We start from the raw sequence: 15895 nt of genomic DNA, 5'->3' as shown, positions 1-15895 counted from the left end.
TCGCTGAACTTTTATTCTTTGTTTTTTCCAATTCTTCCTAAACTATCTTTAATAGTTGTTTCTCCAAGCTGAGTGTATAACAAAGCTGTATCTTGACTCGTGTGCCCAAGTTGCTGCATCACTTGTAACGAGTCTTTTTCTTCCATGTATAATTTATTTGCCAATGTGTGTCTTAATTTATGAGGAGACATTTTTTTACCATAGGCTTTAGTATATTTTTCTACTATATCCTGGATAGCTCTAACCGAAAGAGGTTGTGCAGTATGTTTATACTTTGATAAAAATACATTTTTTAATTCTTTCCCTGGAGCATATTTGTTATCTCTAATTCCCATATACTTTTCTAAATCATTCAATGCGATTGGGGTAATCCATACAGAATCTTCTTTGTTTCCTTTTCGGATCACATCAATTAGCCTTTCTTTTAAATTTATATCTTCCATACGAAGATCAGCCAATTCACTTACACGAATACCACTACCAAGAAAAAGGGAGAGGATTGCTACATCCCGATCTTTATCTCTCAAGAAATAGAACAACTGATGTTTTGTTAAAGATTTTTCATGCTCATACTTAACGTAATTTAAAAACTCTTGATCGTCATCATTATGAAATATTTTAGATCTCATACGTTTTGCGCGGGCATTTAATGTTTCTTTATCTTTATGTATTTCGATCTTAGCCATTACATTTCTATAAAAATAGCATTCTCCATCTTCATTTTCTGATAGGGAGGTAAGGTACTTAAATAAAGATTTTAAGGCCGAAATTTTTCTGTTAACTGAGGAATTTTGCATGTTTTGTTGCAGTTTTAGAAACCTCATGAAGTTCTCAACATCTTTTTTCTTTAAATTCTCTAAATCGGAGAAGGATATGTCTTTAATGGGCTTTAATTCAATAATTTGTTCGGATAATAGCCAATTAAAAAAGACTCTAAAATCATATACATAATTCAGTAGGGTGGAGGGAGAGGCATCATGCAATTCTTTATGCTCCACAAATTCTTCTATGTAAAAAGGCATTTCATCTAGATTTTCGTATAATTTTTTACGATGTACGGATTTTTGACGTTGCTTGCTGTAGTCCATAAAAATCACCTCATATATAATATAACAGAAAACAGAAGCGAACACAAGTTCGCGTTAAATTCAATTTTTACACAGACTTATTTACATAATTAAATTATGGAATGCTAAAATATACTCGAAATTAAATAAGGATAGTGTAGTCATTCTAATAAAATTATAGATAAGCACGTGATAAATCTGTATTAAGCTATAAAAATTAGTACAAAAATCACATTTACAGTTGTGCAAAATAAAACAGTTTTCATGTATAAATTCATACAAAATGAATACATGAAAATTTTTAAAAAGTTGTTATAAAATACGGATTGGTTAATTTAATCATGATTATAAGGAGTTAAATAGATCAACATAAGAAAAACCTTTATAAATTTAAATGTAATTTACTATAAAAATTTTCAATGAGTAATTCAAAAATTAATAATTTCTATATAAAATATGAATTATATAGACACATACTAATATACGGAGATATATGCAATTGAGCTAGAAATCCCTAAGTACTGTATTTGATTTTTATTTACACATCTTATTGTTCGTAAAATTGGTATTTCGTGCGAACTTGTTATTTATTTTTTTAGATTAAATAATCACACCCTTCTATTTACAAACTTCACTGTATTCATTTTGTAAAAATTTAAACACTCCATAATGTTCTATTATTAACTAATGGCTTGGAGTGTTTACTATATCAGTACATTTTTATAACTTAAGCTTATCACTTAACCTTTCCTAGTATTATTCGTACGTTAATTTTGAAAAGCTCATTATTTGCACAAAAAGTTTATTTCAGAAACAACCAACTTTTTGTTTTTAAAAAAAGAATGTAGATAATTGGAATCTTTATTGATTCCAATTATTCTCTCTTTATATTAAAAATACCCTATAGAATAGATTATTCTATAGGGTATTTTTAATATGAATTCTCTTATCTCATATTGATTCTGCCTTATACGAAAGAAAAAACATTTATATAGTATAAATTCTTTTTTATTAAGATATTTTATTAAAGATCGCCATTAGTTCTAACTAGTTTGTCTTCAGCGATTCTAACCATTGAACCATTTGCAACTTCATTTCTTATGTGACTACTATATTGATTAATGCTCCATGAATAATTGTTATAAGCAATCATTCTACCAACTTCATTATTATACAGGTCCATTTCCTTATCAACGCCACTAGAATATTGCTCATGGGCATCTGTCCAAACTTTTGCTCTTGCAACACCCACATCACGACCTTTAATAGCACCTAATTCTTTAGAAAGGACTGCATTCCAAAAAGAGTGCCTAAAAGCATCACCATTTCCTTGATAAAGTGTTGAGTTGCTGTAGTATTTCTCTGAAGTTGTTTTCGCTAAAACGGAGCAAGCCCCATAAGTTACAAATTCGAATGGATTTTTCTTGGCCAAATCAACTTCAGCATCAGTTAATGTTCCAAATCCAGGTATTTGAAATGAATATGCGGAGCGAAGTGATACTGATTGATTATTTTTAATCTTTTCAGCTACAATTCGATTTAGTTCGTCTTCGGATTTGCTGACAGTAATGTTTTTCACTTCTTGATATATAGCATTTAAAGTAGATAGATTAATTGATTTAACTTCCTTATCAGTCAGAAATTCATTACTTTCTTTGGCATCAATATAATTCAATACTCGTCCTTCTGTAGGTTTGTTAGACGAAATTGATTGTACTTGAGTAATATCCCCTTCATCTGCATAAGAATTACTTGGTAGAATCCCTGCACCTAATAATCCCATAGTTAATGCCGTAACTCCTAAACGTTTTAAGCTTTGATTTTTTCTCATATTATCCCCAAAACCTTCCTTACATTCAGATTCATATAAATTCTAATAATGACCTGAAAATATTAATATTTTTATGTAAAACTTTATTTAAAAAGTTACACATTTAAGCAAGAAAAAAATAAAAGAATTATACATTTCGAGGAATCCTTTCATTCTTATATCTTATTTTAACATTTATACAACTTGTTTCCAAATATAATTTTGTAATTTTTAAAATATTGAAGATAAATAGGATTTCTATAACAACTTTTAGAACTTTTCTTTATTTTTGATGTGCATATGCTATAGAAAACAATTTCAAATGGAATTTCCCAGTTTCCTAGTCTTATTGTTGTTTCACAATTCTATTCAAAGTGTTAAATCGTGCAACGATTAATAAAAAACCCCTAATTATCCCACCCAAACATCTTTAACAAAATAATGCTCTTCTTCTAATCTTTGTAGCCATGCACGTGCTTCTGACTCACTCACATTGTAAATATCAGAGTAACTTTTTATAAGCGTATTTTCTACATCAGGCGCCATCTTTCGTCCATCACCGCATATATAGATGTGAGCACCTTGATTAAGTAAATTAATCACCTTTTCAGCAGCTTGTTTTATTAAGTGTTGAACGTATATTTTCTGCTGATTGTTCATTCGAGAAAAAGCTGTGTGCAGAACCACGATTCCTTCTTTCTATGTTTGCTCAAGTTCTTCTTAATATAGGTAATCTTCTTTAGGTGAACGACACCCAAAACAGGGATGCGCTTCACCTAATGATTCACCATTAATTTTCATTGACTTTCGAGCTTGCAGAAAATCTCTAAACAGGGCAATTTCTGTTCCTGGCCCCACCATAATAATCGGGGTTTTTGGATTTTTCGGAAGTTTGAAGCCAGCCTGTGAATTTGAAATTAAACATGTAATCGAATCACCTTCTTTAAGCTGGGCTAAATAGGTAGAAGCAATACCTTTGTACGTTCCTTTCCCACTCCATGCATTGTCTGCAACAACACTAACTGTAATACTTACTTTTTTATCCTTAAATCTCGACGAAGAAGAAATCGAATAATAACATGGACGCAATGCAGGAAGTAATTCTATAAAATTACTAAATTCCATTTCACATAGATGTTCATATAATTCTTCAACGACTAATTAATCATTAAGGAGACTATCTCTATGCACAAGCAAGAAGATAGTCTTTTTTGAGAAAATTAAGTAACTGAGAAATAATGAAAAAGCAAACTGTCACTGCAATTGGGATTATTTCCTCTCGTGCAGATTTTACCTCTGATACGCTAAGCTAATTTAAAAGTACCCGGCATTTACGGTCCAGCATAAGAGAAATGAACTACTTTAGGTATGAAAGCACCAAAGTACAATTTCAATTATGATTTAGATTTAAATAATGAGCTCTGAGACACTACTCTTCTTCTAAAATAGCGTAATAATATTCATCCCACCATTCTTTTCCATGCGGTATACACTTCCTGAAATAGCCCTCTCTTCTCACTCCAATTTTCTCCATCAATCGATATTAAGGAGTATTTCGTGGCTGACATGTATCTATAATTCTATGTAATCTCATTTCCTTAAACCCATATTTCAATGTAGCTTGTGCTGCTTCAGAAGCATATCCTTTATTGAAATATTTAGGATTGAATACCCAACCAATCTCATAAGTATGTTCACCAAAATATTTATGAAAAACAATATGACCAATGAGGATATTTTCATCTATTAGTATCACAGGAAAGTTCTTAGCATTTTCACCTATATTTTTATTTACAAAGTTTCTTGTATCTTCTTCAGTAAAAATCCCTTCAGGTATGTATTTCATAACATTGCTATCTGATGTATACTCATGAACAGCTTCCCAATCCTTGAATTCAAATTTTCGTATTAGTAATCTTTTTGCTTCTATAAACATTTACTTCTCTCCCCTCAAAAAATCGTTACTTTATTTCAGAATGTTATTTTTAATTTTATGAAGTGTATTAGGAACTTTAAAGAACCAAGTCAAATAATTATCATCTAAACTATGCATATCAATCTGCACAAATGTTTTCGACTTATTTTTTATTATTATGTCCATGACTTTATCAGAAAGAGCTATACCATTGGTCACCAGTGTTATTTGAGAAAAATCCAAGGTAAATGCATATAACAATATCTCTTTTAGATTGGATGTACTGTTATATCACCGCCCGTAAGTTCAATTAATTTCACTCCTATATGATTTAAGTCATCTAATAATGATTTTATTTGATCTAAGCTCATTACTTTTGGCTTTACTGCCCCAAAATCTCCATAGCAATGACGACATCTTACATTACATCTATTTGTGATTTCAATTGAAGCCACTTTTGGATATATAGTTTGTTCTTCAATTAAATTAACTGGTACATTTATAGGTTCTTCTTGCATACCAATGTTCATATTGTAAACTTTGGATCTTCACTTTATTTTAAAGGTAAGAAAGATACAACTTGTCCATATGTTTTAGTACCATCAATTAATTCAATAATTTCAGTGGCGGTTTTATTTATCGTAAATGTGTTTTCGTTTTTGAGTGTGGGAGCGCTTTCGTTAGGATTTTTATGAACAACCAACATAGATTCATAATTTGATGTGAATTTTCTTATTTCCAGCTTCTCTTTCCAAAATAGATAACCATTCACTTTAATCATCTCCTATAAAATTTTAAGTTGTTTTTAGTTTATGTATTACAAAATCCCATACTCATTTTTGATAAATTTATAGGACTTATTCTTAACATCACTGTTTGTTTATAGAATAAGTCCTAATTTAATTTCACCATAAACACTCTCACATTTTAAAGTTTTAACTTGCAGTACTAGCTCCATTTGCCGCAGTAACTAGATTTAATAACTCCACAGAACATGCCGTACATACTAAGCAACTCCAACAAGTCCAATCCCTTGGTTGTACTACTGGTGTTTCCATTTGACCTACCTCCTTTTCTGTATTGTGTGGTGCGACTAAAGTATAACTCCCCATGTTTTCTAAACACATACAAAAAATTTTAAACATTTTTTGTTTGTTTATTTAACATCTCGTTACATATATTTACAAAACTTTCTTTTTGATTTATTTAAAATAGCAAATATCTTTATTAACTGATAACAAAAATTTTATTTATGAATAATTTATTCAAGTTAACTTTCAAACAATTTAATCGCATTATATATTGTTAATCTATTTTTTATAATTTATAATATTAACTGTGTATGGTGTGTATGGTGTGTATGTCGTACCATAACACTTATCGATAGAGAGGTTGTTTAATGAAAATAGTATTAAGTAATGTATCAAGTATGCCTTTATATCAACAGATAAAGGAGCAAATTAAAGAATCTATATTTAACAATGAATTAAAAGAGGGTGAACAATTACCATCAATCCGCTCACTTGCTAACGACTTACATGTAAGTGTACTTACTACAAAAAGAGTTTATGCAGAATTAGAAACAGAAGGCTTTATAATAACAAAGGTTGGAAAAGGGACCTATGTAGCTCCTACAAATTTAGAGTTGTTAATGGAGTCCAAACGCCGGATGGTAGAAGTTAAACTTACTGAAGTTTGTCAAATGGCTCGTAGTATAGGTATTCATGCAGATGATCTCCATTCAATTTTAGATTTAATTTTAGAGGAGGAGAATGAAAAATGAATGTTGTGTTAGAAGTAAATAATTTAAATAAATCTTACGGGAATTTTTCGTTAAAAGATGTTACCTTTTCACTTAACACAGACTGTATAACAGGATTTATCGGTACAAATGGTTCTGGAAAGACCACTACAATTAAAGCGATTTTGGGCCTCATTTTAAAAGATTCTGGGAAAATTAATTTTCTAGGAAAAGATATGGATAAGCATGAAAGAAAGTCTAAAAACAAAATTGGTATCGTGCTAGATGAGGGCTATTTTTATGATGAATTAACAGTAAAGGAAATGAAAAATGTTATTGCTCCATCCTACACTGAATGGGATGAACCAGTTTTCCAAAATTACATTAAAAAGTTTAACTTAAATCTAGAACAAAAAATCTCCACCCTATCCAAAGGAATGCGAATGAAATTTGCAGTTGCATTAGCCCTATCCCATCATGCAGATCTATTAATAATGGATGAACCAACAAGTGGCTTAGATCCATTAGTACGAAGTGAATTAATGGATATTCTCCTTGATTTCATGAAAGAGCCGGGGAAAAGCGTATTTTTTTCCACTCATATTACATCAGATTTAGATAAAATTGCTGATATGATTATTTTAATTGATAATGGAAAAGTTTTAGTTAATGATGAAAAAGATGTTTTAATAGACACACATGCATTGGTAAAGGGCGACAACCGCTTAATTAATGAACAAACAAGGCCTCTTTTTTTAAATTTACATCAAACTCACTATGGATTTGAAGGGATTACTAATAAAAAAGATGATGTACGTCGACTCATGCCTGATGTATTAATAGAAAGACCAACTATTGAGGATATTATGCTTTCATATATTGGGGGGAACATCCATGTTAATTAACCTAGTGATGAAAGACTTTTTGTTAGTCAAAAAATATTTTCTAATCTTACTCGTTTTTGCTGCTATAGCTCCTATTTATCTTTCTTCACAATTACAATTAAACGATGGCGGTCTTGTTAGCTTTCTTTTAACCGTTATTTTGATGGAATATATTTTGTTCGGAACAGTATCCAAATTTGAGGATCAGTACAAGGGAGCGGCTTTACTTTGTGCTACCCCGTACACTCGAAGCGCATTTGTAAAAGCGAAGTACCTTTTTCTTTTTGTAATTTTTATTTGTGCAGCTATTATTCGTATAATCATTTCAGTTGTCGCCCCATTGAGTATAGAAAGCCTTAGCGCTAGTGCTCTTGGAATAACGTTTTTAACTCTAAGTATTTTATTTGGTGTACTACTTCCTGTTCAGTTTAAATTTGGTTATGACAAAACAAAAATCATATCACTTTTAACTGCTTTTTTAATACCTTTTGTTGCTCCTACTCTTATAAGGGGACTACAATCAAGCAATATTGATTTCAAAAGTATTTTTCCATTCTCACCAACTGTCCTAACATGGATGCCTTGTTTCATCTCAATTATTATTGGTTTTATATCAATGATAATATCTCTAAAAGTATATACAAAGAAAGATTTATAATTTAAATTTAAAATCATAAGAATGAGTAATTAAATACTTTATATATTTAATTACTCATTCCCTTTTATTTAACGTATTCCCCGAAAGAATTCTCCTTCCTCAAGCGTGTGAAGGGCGTAGCCCTACGATAGGTGGGAGATGACTTTCGGTTTGGCATAGCCAAAAACTTTTGATAAACTTGCTATATGAAGTTCTTTGATAACTTGATATAGAAGGTTGCAGGAAGAAAATAGAGTGCGAAAACCAAGCCATTCGGTTCCTGCGTAAAATATCAACCGTACCAAAAGAGCATCCATGCATTGGACATCTAGGGTGGAACACCCCGAAGTAACGCTCAGGGAGACGAAAGGTTACTTTCGTCGCGGAACTGAGAAGCTCCCACTTCAAGCTTTGCTAAGTGGCGAGTAGTTCACACTAAGATTATTTTCTTTCAGATAATTTATTGCATCTTTGTTCACCGATCGTAAATCTATACCTTGTTTTTCTGCTGCAAATGAACATCCACAATAACACTGACGGAACACGTCATATTCATTACACATTTCAATTGAGCGTTGATATCCGTTACTTTTTTTGAAATCACTTGGTAAATAACGTGAATCATAATTTTGTTGCACACCGATTCCAAGTTCATTTATTAATTGACTATTTTTATTTTTAGAAAGAGTAATCGCACTACCGAAGTAATCAAATCCCCTTTCTTGTGCTACCTTAGCTGAACGATCCAATCTCATATCAAAACAAGCTGAACAACGAATCCCACCTTCTGGCTCTTCTGCCAAACCTTCCTCTTTTACCATTTTAAAAAATACATTTGAACGATAGTCATCTTCAATAAATCCTACTGTGTGCCCTGTACGATTATTAAACTTGTCTACAAAAATCTTTTGTTCATTAGAGCGTCGCATATATTCACTTTTCGGATGGATATTTGAATTTGAGAAGAAGATTGTAACATCTGCATGTTCTGCAAGAAATTCCAATGAAGAAGTACTACAAGGAGCACAACACGAATGAAGTAACACTTTTGGTCTTTCATTTCCTACTTCCCAATCTTTTATCATTTTTCTTAATACTTTGTCATAATTTATTTTCTGATTCTTCATTTTTTGTAAATACGTTTCAACATCTATCACTTCTTTCACAACTAAACCTCCTATTTATTTTTATTTATTTTATCATTTACATCTATAAATACAAATATAGTTATACTCATCTATTTATCAGTCTTAAAACGGTTCTCATGGATTTTTAATGACGGTCTAAATAATGTACGTAGTCTATTACCTTTATGGCTAAAATATATTTTTAATCATTCTTTTTCATCAAAAAATCTTTTGGGTTACCTTTTAACTGATAATACTTCACATTAAGACGAATAACTACTACGATGATTACCAAAAATCCTATTAAATATAACATTGTTCCTTTTTCCGTTTCTTATAGTTTAGCGAACTTATTCTGTAAATACTTCACATCTTTCTTCTCAATGTCCTTATTGGTAATGTTAGCTCGCAAAATAGTTTGATAGATATGCTTAACCTCGTCTTTTGTTAGTTTCAAACCAATATAGGATTCGATACATGTTTTCAGATCGTTATAATATAAGATATGTTTATTTTTCGAATGAACATTTACCCTTTTTAGACTGCATTTTGGATGAAACGCTGCAATCGAGATACACGGCAGCTGTTTTTCCATCAACCACTCAATTGCCTTAATATGTTTATAGTTTTGTCGAAATGGGTTTTGAAAAGAGGATTTCTTTCTAAAAATACCCTGTGTCCACCTTGCTGATTTCTCACTTCCATAGATCCAGCCCTCATAGTTCTTCGTCTCTATAACAAATACACCTGTTTCCGCAATAACAATATGGTCAATTTGCGTTGTATCACCATACTCAGTATGAACCGTCACATCATGTAATACATAATAACTTGTGGGATCCAATTTGCCCAATATACGTTTCACTAGTTTTTCCCCGGCTTTCCCTTTCCATTTCGGTACATGTTTTTTTAAAACGATGTTCAAAGGAATCAGAATCATAATGAGAATCAATTCGAATATCAATACTTTCATAATAGAAGCCTCCTTTTCACACTCTTGCATTTCTGCGCATCAAACGATATACATACGTTTCTAATCCTAAAATAAAATATGAGATACATAAGCCTTTTATCACCATTTCTACGAATCCAAACGCTAAAGATACAAGGAGTCCACCCCGAAACTGAAAGGGTCTAGTTACCCTTCTATTTACTGGCTTTTCAATGGTACAAAAGTTAGCCCATGTAGATAAACGTTTTTCTACATTCTTTATTGTGCCCATTAATCCGTATTTTAGGGACAGAATGAAACAACCGATTAATAAATACGTAATGGAAGAAAAATAGACAGATAGGCCCATAACAATAATTGTGAGCAGCCAACCAATTAAAATGGAATTTCGCAAAACAATATATTCTCGATTTCTTTTCAAAACAAACAGTCTTTTCAAATGTACCAAAAGAACAATCATACGAAGGACATCTAGGGTGAAACACCCCTAAGTAACGATCAGGGAGCCGAAAGCTTACTTTCGCCATGGAACTGAGAATCCCCCACTTCAAACTTTCCTAAGTGGCGTGTAGTTCACAACAAATCTAATAATGAGAATATGGATACTAAATTTACTCTCAAAAACAGAAGCCTAACTGCATACCTTCTGAAAGTAAACATAAGAAAAACGTTCTACTCCATATGAGTAGAACGTCTTCTCACTTTAATTCATATATTTTTTTGGACTTATTTATTTTGTGTCGTATTTAAAAAATTAATAAATTCATCTTCATTTACAGGCTTACTGTAGTAATAACCTTGAATTAGATAACATGCATTACGTTGTAACACTGTTAATTGTTCCTTCGTTTCTACCCCTTCTGCTACCACTTTCATGTTTAAAGTGTGAGCAAGTGAAATAATGGTTTGTATAATTTCATCTCCGTCAGTAGAAATTCCAATCCTATTAACAAATTCTCTTGGAATTTTCAAAGTATCAATTGGATAAAGAGGCAGATACGCTAATGAAGAATAACCTGTACCAAAATCGTCTATTGATAAATGTACACCATATGATTTTAATGCTTTTAACTTCGCTAAGGTTTCTTTTTCATCTACCATTGCTATTCGCTCTGTTAATTCCAAATCAATCGAATTAGCAGGTACTCCTATTTCTCCTATGGTAGATATAATTATTTGAACAAAATCTTTCTGTTCAAACTCTATAGCTGATAAATTTATCCCCATCTTTAGATTTGAAAAGCCCGCAGAATGCCATTCTTTCAGTTGTCGACACGCTTTCTGTAACGTCCACTTCCCAATTGAAATAATCTGCGACGTTTCTTCTGCTATAGGTATAAACTCAAAAGGAGAAATCAGCCCAAGCTCTGGATGTTGCCAACGTATTAAAGCCTCTGCACCAATAACCTTACCTGCCTTACTATCAATTTGTGGTTGATACAATAAAAACAATTCATTATTTTCAATTGCATTTGGTAAATCCTGTTCTAATCGTAATCGACGAGTTACTTTTTGAGATAATGTCTCGTCATACATACAAACAGCATTGTTACCTTTTTCCTTTGCACTATACATAGCGATATCAGCGTGTTGTAAAAGTGTAGTAGTATTTATTCCTCCAAATGGATACACTGCTATTCCTATACTAAGAGATAAGTAAAAACTATGCTGATTTACTACAAATGGTTCTTCAGTTATACGAAATAGAGTTTCACATAAATCCAATAGCTGTTTCTCTGTGCGGTTATGGACTATGATTGCAAACTCATCACCACCTATTCTTGCTAGAGGAAGAGGCGGTGACAGACATGTCCTAAAACGTTTGGCAACTTCTTTTAAAACCCTGTCACCAATCGAATGACCCAGTGTATCATTAATAGTCTTAAAACGGTTTAAATCTATATACAAGAGGCCAAACTTATCCTTTGTTTTTTGTGCACGCTTAATGGATCTATCTAATTCTTGTTGAAAGAATATACGATTTCCAATCTCCGTCACCGTATCATGGAATGCAAGATAATTTATCTCTTCCTGTTGTTGTTTCATCTTCGTTATGTCTTTTACCATTACATAGCTCCCAAAGGCTTGTCCTTCTATCATAATAGGAACTATAGTGACATACCAAAAAAGTATATCCTTCTCATTGTTATTTTTCACACGTAACTGTAACGAAGATGAACTACATCGTTTCCCTTTCTTTATAGCCGATTCCAATTCAGATTTATCTTCATCTAAAAAAATAGAGAAGCACTCTTCCCCTATTAATGCAGCACTTTCTTTTCCTAATAACATACTTCCAGCCTGATTTATATTTAATACGATACCATTTGAATCAATCGTTAAAATAGGATCTGGATGATACTCATATAAAGACTTAAATCTCTCTTGATTTTTTATCAAATCATTAGATTTGTTTATTAAATCCCTTGTTCTTTGAGATACTGTTTGTTCTAATTGATTATTAAACACTTTTAAGGTCTCGGTTAAATCTTTGTTTTGCATTCGTACAATTGTATGACGAATCAGTACAAATACAAAAGCAATACAATTGCCCGTAATCAGTGTAGATGAAGCAGTTTGCTCTTTCAAAGTAAAACCAATTAAGATTGCAACTGCAAGATACGGAAATATGACAAGAAGTTTCTTTCCAAATGTCGGATTAATAATAAAATAATTTCTTCTAGAAGATGCACTCCTTGGGATAGTAGCGGCAATGGCAATAAATAATAGAAAAACTCTATACAAACACCTTAATAATATGAGTGAACGATGTGATAAATCATCTTGTAAATAGAAATATAAATAATCCGTAATAGACAATCCAGTTAATACTAAGATGAAAATAAATAATTTACTTTTCGCATTAAAAATTGCTGGTCGAAAGATAAGGCTAACTCCTAGTAAAAGAAGCAATAGATCTATAATCGGGAAAATAAATGAAAGAAAAACATCTCCAATTGATAAGAATAAAATATTTGCAGATGGTTTATTAAATAGATACCACTCTAATGTAAAAATAGCAGTAACAACAATGCATAGATCACAAAGTAAATATGCTTTCTCCCACTTGTTACATTCCATCATGATTTTATAAAAGAACGCAAAGAGAAAGAAGAATAAGAAAAACAACAAAAACACATCTGAGATATTAAAATTTTGTATTGGTAATTCTACATTAAGTACTTGAAAAGCAGATATAAAATTCCCTATCAAGAAACACCCTATTGCAATAGTAATACAAGCCCAAAATAGTCCTAACTTAACTTTTCTGGATACTATAGAATAAAGTAATGAAATAAGTACAATAGTTTCAACAACTAAAGATGAGAGTCGTATATTAAAATCTGATACAAAATACTGATTCGGAAAAACAAATAAAAATATAAAGCAAAAGCTTAAATAAGCTATTAGAGCCAATATCAATACATAAAATTGCACATGTGAATGTTTACGCAATATATTCACCTTCTTAAGTTTTTCATCATTTTTTATTAAATTTGTTTCTAATTTTTATTTCTATTATGACCATTTCAAAAGATTTCTTTCAAAATAAAGCAACCTCAAATTACACCTGTTAATGTTCAACAATTATAGAACAGGAATTATAAAAATGTTTCTAACCGTATGAAACGAAAGGAATCTTCTGTCGGAAAATGATAAATTACCATATTTCTCTGCATCCTTTTTCTCATAAAAAGCCACAAATATTTCTAGTACTCTAGCATGCTTTCAAATGGATTGTACAATGCTAACATCATGATTCCAAAATTAATAGATTACAGAAAAGCTTATACTGATTAGATGCATTAAATATTTATCTCTATAAAAAAATTTCACGAAATTAAGTGTATGTATAGACTTTCCCTTCAAAAGAATATAAACAGGACAATCATTATATAAACATGTATCTCTGAGAAATTATATAAATGTAACATATACCCAATTGATGGAGCAATTATAATTACTTATATGAATGAGTGTCCACGACAGAAATATGACATTTTTGCAAGCAGCTAATAAAAATGAAACAGAAGATAATGTTTTAAAGTAACTAATTCAAAAAAGCCTTGTAACATATTACAAGACTTTTTGAATTGGTATATACATTATAGATGGATAATCTTATTTTATTAAAATCAAGACCAAACCCATTGCTCTTTATTTGTATTCTGTTTAATTTTATCGTTAATTTTCTGGATATGGTCATACGTTGTTTTATCCATTCCATGGAAATTAGATCCATCATGAAAATCTACTCGAACCATATCACCTATATTAAATTGTTGACCTTGTGTTAAATCCACATAAACAACATCATTTTTCCCACTTTTAGAAGGGTACTTGACAGCTACATAATCGGTATAATCTTTGTCTATTTTTGTAATTTCTCCGATTACAAAATTAGGTTGACCATCTTCTTTTTCATACATTCCTAGTTTCAATGTTGTACCTTCTTTTTCTAAAGACTCAGTACTAGTACTATAATCATTAATTTGCGTTTTAACTTTTTCTACTTTTGCATTTACAGCTATAGGTGGTATGGATCTCGCCCAAAAATCACTTTCTACTTTCACTAAGTCATTAACCTTAAAGTTATGAGTGTTTTTTAGAGGTACACGAAGATCCTCTGGATTTCCGTTATTATCTATATATATAACTAATAACTCATTAGAAGAAACTTCACTTACATGCCCTACTGTATATTGTTCGTAGTTTCCAGGAGCTAATTCAAAATGCTCAACAGAATTAGCCGTTAAGCTTGTAGTAAATGCGTTTTGAAGTAATGGACCATTACTATTTACTTTTACATATTCACCTGGTTTTGCATTTGCTTGAAAATCAGTATAAATAGTTACACTTTCATTTAATTCTTTACTTTCAATGATAAAATACTTTGACTGTACTTCTATTACTTTCCCCTCAACTGTAGTGTTGAACTCTTGTACAGCTGCACTTGCTGTTAGTGAATCTAATCCTGGTATATTGCTTCCTGTAAATGCTGCAATTCCTAATGCACCAGCTAAAATGACTTTTTTCATATACTAAAACATCTCCAATCATATCTATTCACCAACTGATTTCCATTATCAATTAGCATGTAACTATTATAGTTACACCTTTTAAAGAACGTCAACAAAAAGATTATTACACTTTTGTAAGGTAATAAGGTTAATAATATAGCAAGTAACTTTTTCACGAAGTAAATTTTTTTATCTAGAGAGCCCTCTCATTACATAGGATTAAAAACAAATTTATTATCTTCAATAATTAATTGATAACGACCAACATAGATATAATTAAACCTGTTGCACCATTTGGTAAGAGGCCACCGTGACTGTTTAAATTAAAAAACCTCGCAGTATGATGACCAAATAATACAAATAATAATAGAAGTCCAACGAAAATAAAAACCACAATAAATAACTGGTAAATAACGCTAAACATCCCTCTTTATTTAATCCATCCTTATAGTTATTATAATGAGTAATTATTCACCTTATATAATAATTACTTACTATATTATTAACATGGTTATCTTACAAAAATGTAATTCTTTTTTAATTGACACTCGTATATATAAGTAACTATACTGGTTACACAAGCTTGGTAAATATATCAAATAGTCCCTTACTACAAGTGTATGTCTGTGAATTCTTTTCGAAATAATAGTTTTAATCAACCATATATTATTTACCTGTAATATAGTGATAACATCAACCCAATCTATTAAACTAGGTCATATTACTTATGAGTTTAACTAT

Annotated in this window: 15 protein-coding genes and 1 pseudogene; 3 read left to right on the top strand and 13 right to left on the bottom strand. The window is 31.0% G+C overall.

Translation table 11 applies throughout. The features are described 5' to 3' along the window. Positions 1–11 precede the first annotated feature (11 nt). The 8 genes and pseudogenes from xerS to tucA all read right to left on the bottom strand — a co-directional run bounded on the left by xerS (position 12) and on the right by tucA (position 5850). Positions 12–1088 (bottom strand): tyrosine recombinase XerS, encoded by a 1077-nt coding sequence (gene xerS, locus V7S50_RS28535; protein WP_336376695.1) that lies wholly within the window; start codon positions 1086–1088, stop codon positions 12–14. Between the two features lie 1003 nt (positions 1089–2091). Then, positions 2092–2898, bottom strand: a complete 807-nt coding sequence (locus V7S50_RS28530) for a DUF6973 domain-containing protein (RefSeq protein WP_242256028.1) — start codon at positions 2896–2898, stop codon at positions 2092–2094. A gap of 390 nt (positions 2899–3288) precedes the next feature. Further along, a complete protein-coding gene (locus tag V7S50_RS28525; RefSeq protein ID WP_309260461.1) occupies positions 3289–3564 on the bottom strand; it encodes a hypothetical protein in 276 nt (91 codons plus the stop codon). 33 nt (positions 3565–3597) lie between these two features. Further along, positions 3598–4002: a hypothetical protein gene (locus V7S50_RS28520; RefSeq protein WP_252209354.1), complete on the bottom strand. Its 405-nt coding sequence runs from the start codon at positions 4000–4002 to the stop codon at positions 3598–3600. Positions 4003–4306: 304 nt separating this feature from the next. Further along, positions 4307–4813, bottom strand: a pseudogene (locus V7S50_RS28515) (GNAT family N-acetyltransferase). A 248-nt stretch (positions 4814–5061) separates the two neighbouring features. Then, positions 5062–5322, bottom strand: coding sequence for a radical SAM protein (locus tag V7S50_RS28510; RefSeq protein WP_003266863.1), 261 nt, complete (start codon positions 5320–5322; stop codon positions 5062–5064). 23 nt (positions 5323–5345) lie between these two features. After that, a complete protein-coding gene (locus V7S50_RS28505) occupies positions 5346–5564 on the bottom strand; it encodes a hypothetical protein (RefSeq protein WP_001014812.1) in 219 nt (72 codons plus the stop codon). 163 nt (positions 5565–5727) lie between these two features. Next, on the bottom strand, positions 5728–5850 hold the full coding sequence (gene tucA, locus V7S50_RS28500) for a subclass IId bacteriocin thuricin17 (protein ID WP_255448881.1): 123 nt from the start codon (positions 5848–5850) through the stop codon (positions 5728–5730). Between the two features lie 341 nt (positions 5851–6191). Between tucA and V7S50_RS28495 the strand changes: the two genes are divergently transcribed. The 3 genes from V7S50_RS28495 to V7S50_RS28485 are packed head-to-tail and all read left to right on the top strand — an operon-like array spanning position 6192 to position 8075. Continuing rightward, positions 6192–6575, top strand: coding sequence for a GntR family transcriptional regulator (locus V7S50_RS28495; RefSeq protein WP_000706801.1), 384 nt, complete (start codon positions 6192–6194; stop codon positions 6573–6575). Further along, positions 6572–7438, top strand: coding sequence for an ABC transporter ATP-binding protein (locus V7S50_RS28490; protein WP_071729119.1), 867 nt, complete (start codon positions 6572–6574; stop codon positions 7436–7438). The genes V7S50_RS28495 and V7S50_RS28490 overlap by 4 nt, the downstream gene beginning before the upstream one ends. Beyond that, the gene (locus tag V7S50_RS28485; RefSeq protein ID WP_242256034.1) at positions 7428–8075 is read left to right on the top strand and encodes an ABC-2 transporter permease; all 648 of its coding nucleotides are present in this window, start codon (positions 7428–7430) and stop codon (positions 8073–8075) included. The genes V7S50_RS28490 and V7S50_RS28485 overlap by 11 nt, the downstream gene beginning before the upstream one ends. A 383-nt stretch (positions 8076–8458) precedes the next feature. Here the strand turns inward: V7S50_RS28485 and V7S50_RS28480 are convergent, their stop codons facing one another. The 5 genes from V7S50_RS28480 to V7S50_RS28460 all read right to left on the bottom strand — a co-directional run bounded on the left by V7S50_RS28480 (position 8459) and on the right by V7S50_RS28460 (position 15172). Beyond that, positions 8459–9211, bottom strand: a complete 753-nt coding sequence (locus tag V7S50_RS28480; RefSeq protein WP_442896553.1) for an epoxyqueuosine reductase QueH — start codon at positions 9209–9211, stop codon at positions 8459–8461. Between the two features lie 304 nt (positions 9212–9515). Continuing rightward, the gene (locus V7S50_RS28475) at positions 9516–10154 is read right to left on the bottom strand and encodes a nuclease-related domain-containing protein (protein ID WP_061402276.1); all 639 of its coding nucleotides are present in this window, start codon (positions 10152–10154) and stop codon (positions 9516–9518) included. A gap of 16 nt (positions 10155–10170) precedes the next feature. After that, positions 10171–10554 carry a hypothetical protein gene (locus V7S50_RS28470; protein ID WP_242256075.1) on the bottom strand — a complete coding sequence of 128 codons (384 nt, stop codon included), beginning with the start codon at positions 10552–10554 and terminating at the stop codon, positions 10171–10173. A 305-nt stretch (positions 10555–10859) separates the two neighbouring features. Then, on the bottom strand, positions 10860–13589 hold the full coding sequence (locus V7S50_RS28465; protein ID WP_336376696.1) for a sensor domain-containing protein: 2730 nt from the start codon (positions 13587–13589) through the stop codon (positions 10860–10862). Positions 13590–14269: 680 nt separating this feature from the next. After that, a complete protein-coding gene (locus V7S50_RS28460) occupies positions 14270–15172 on the bottom strand; it encodes a hypothetical protein (RefSeq protein WP_336376697.1) in 903 nt (300 codons plus the stop codon). Between the last annotated feature and the right edge of the window lie 723 nt (positions 15173–15895).

The sequence above is a fragment of the Bacillus sp. CCNWLW194 genome, from assembly GCF_037120585.1.
In the GTDB taxonomy this organism is placed as follows: Bacteria; Bacillota; Bacilli; order Bacillales; family Bacillaceae_G; genus Bacillus_A; species Bacillus_A basilensis.
This window is presented reverse-complemented; position numbering and strand designations above follow the sequence as displayed.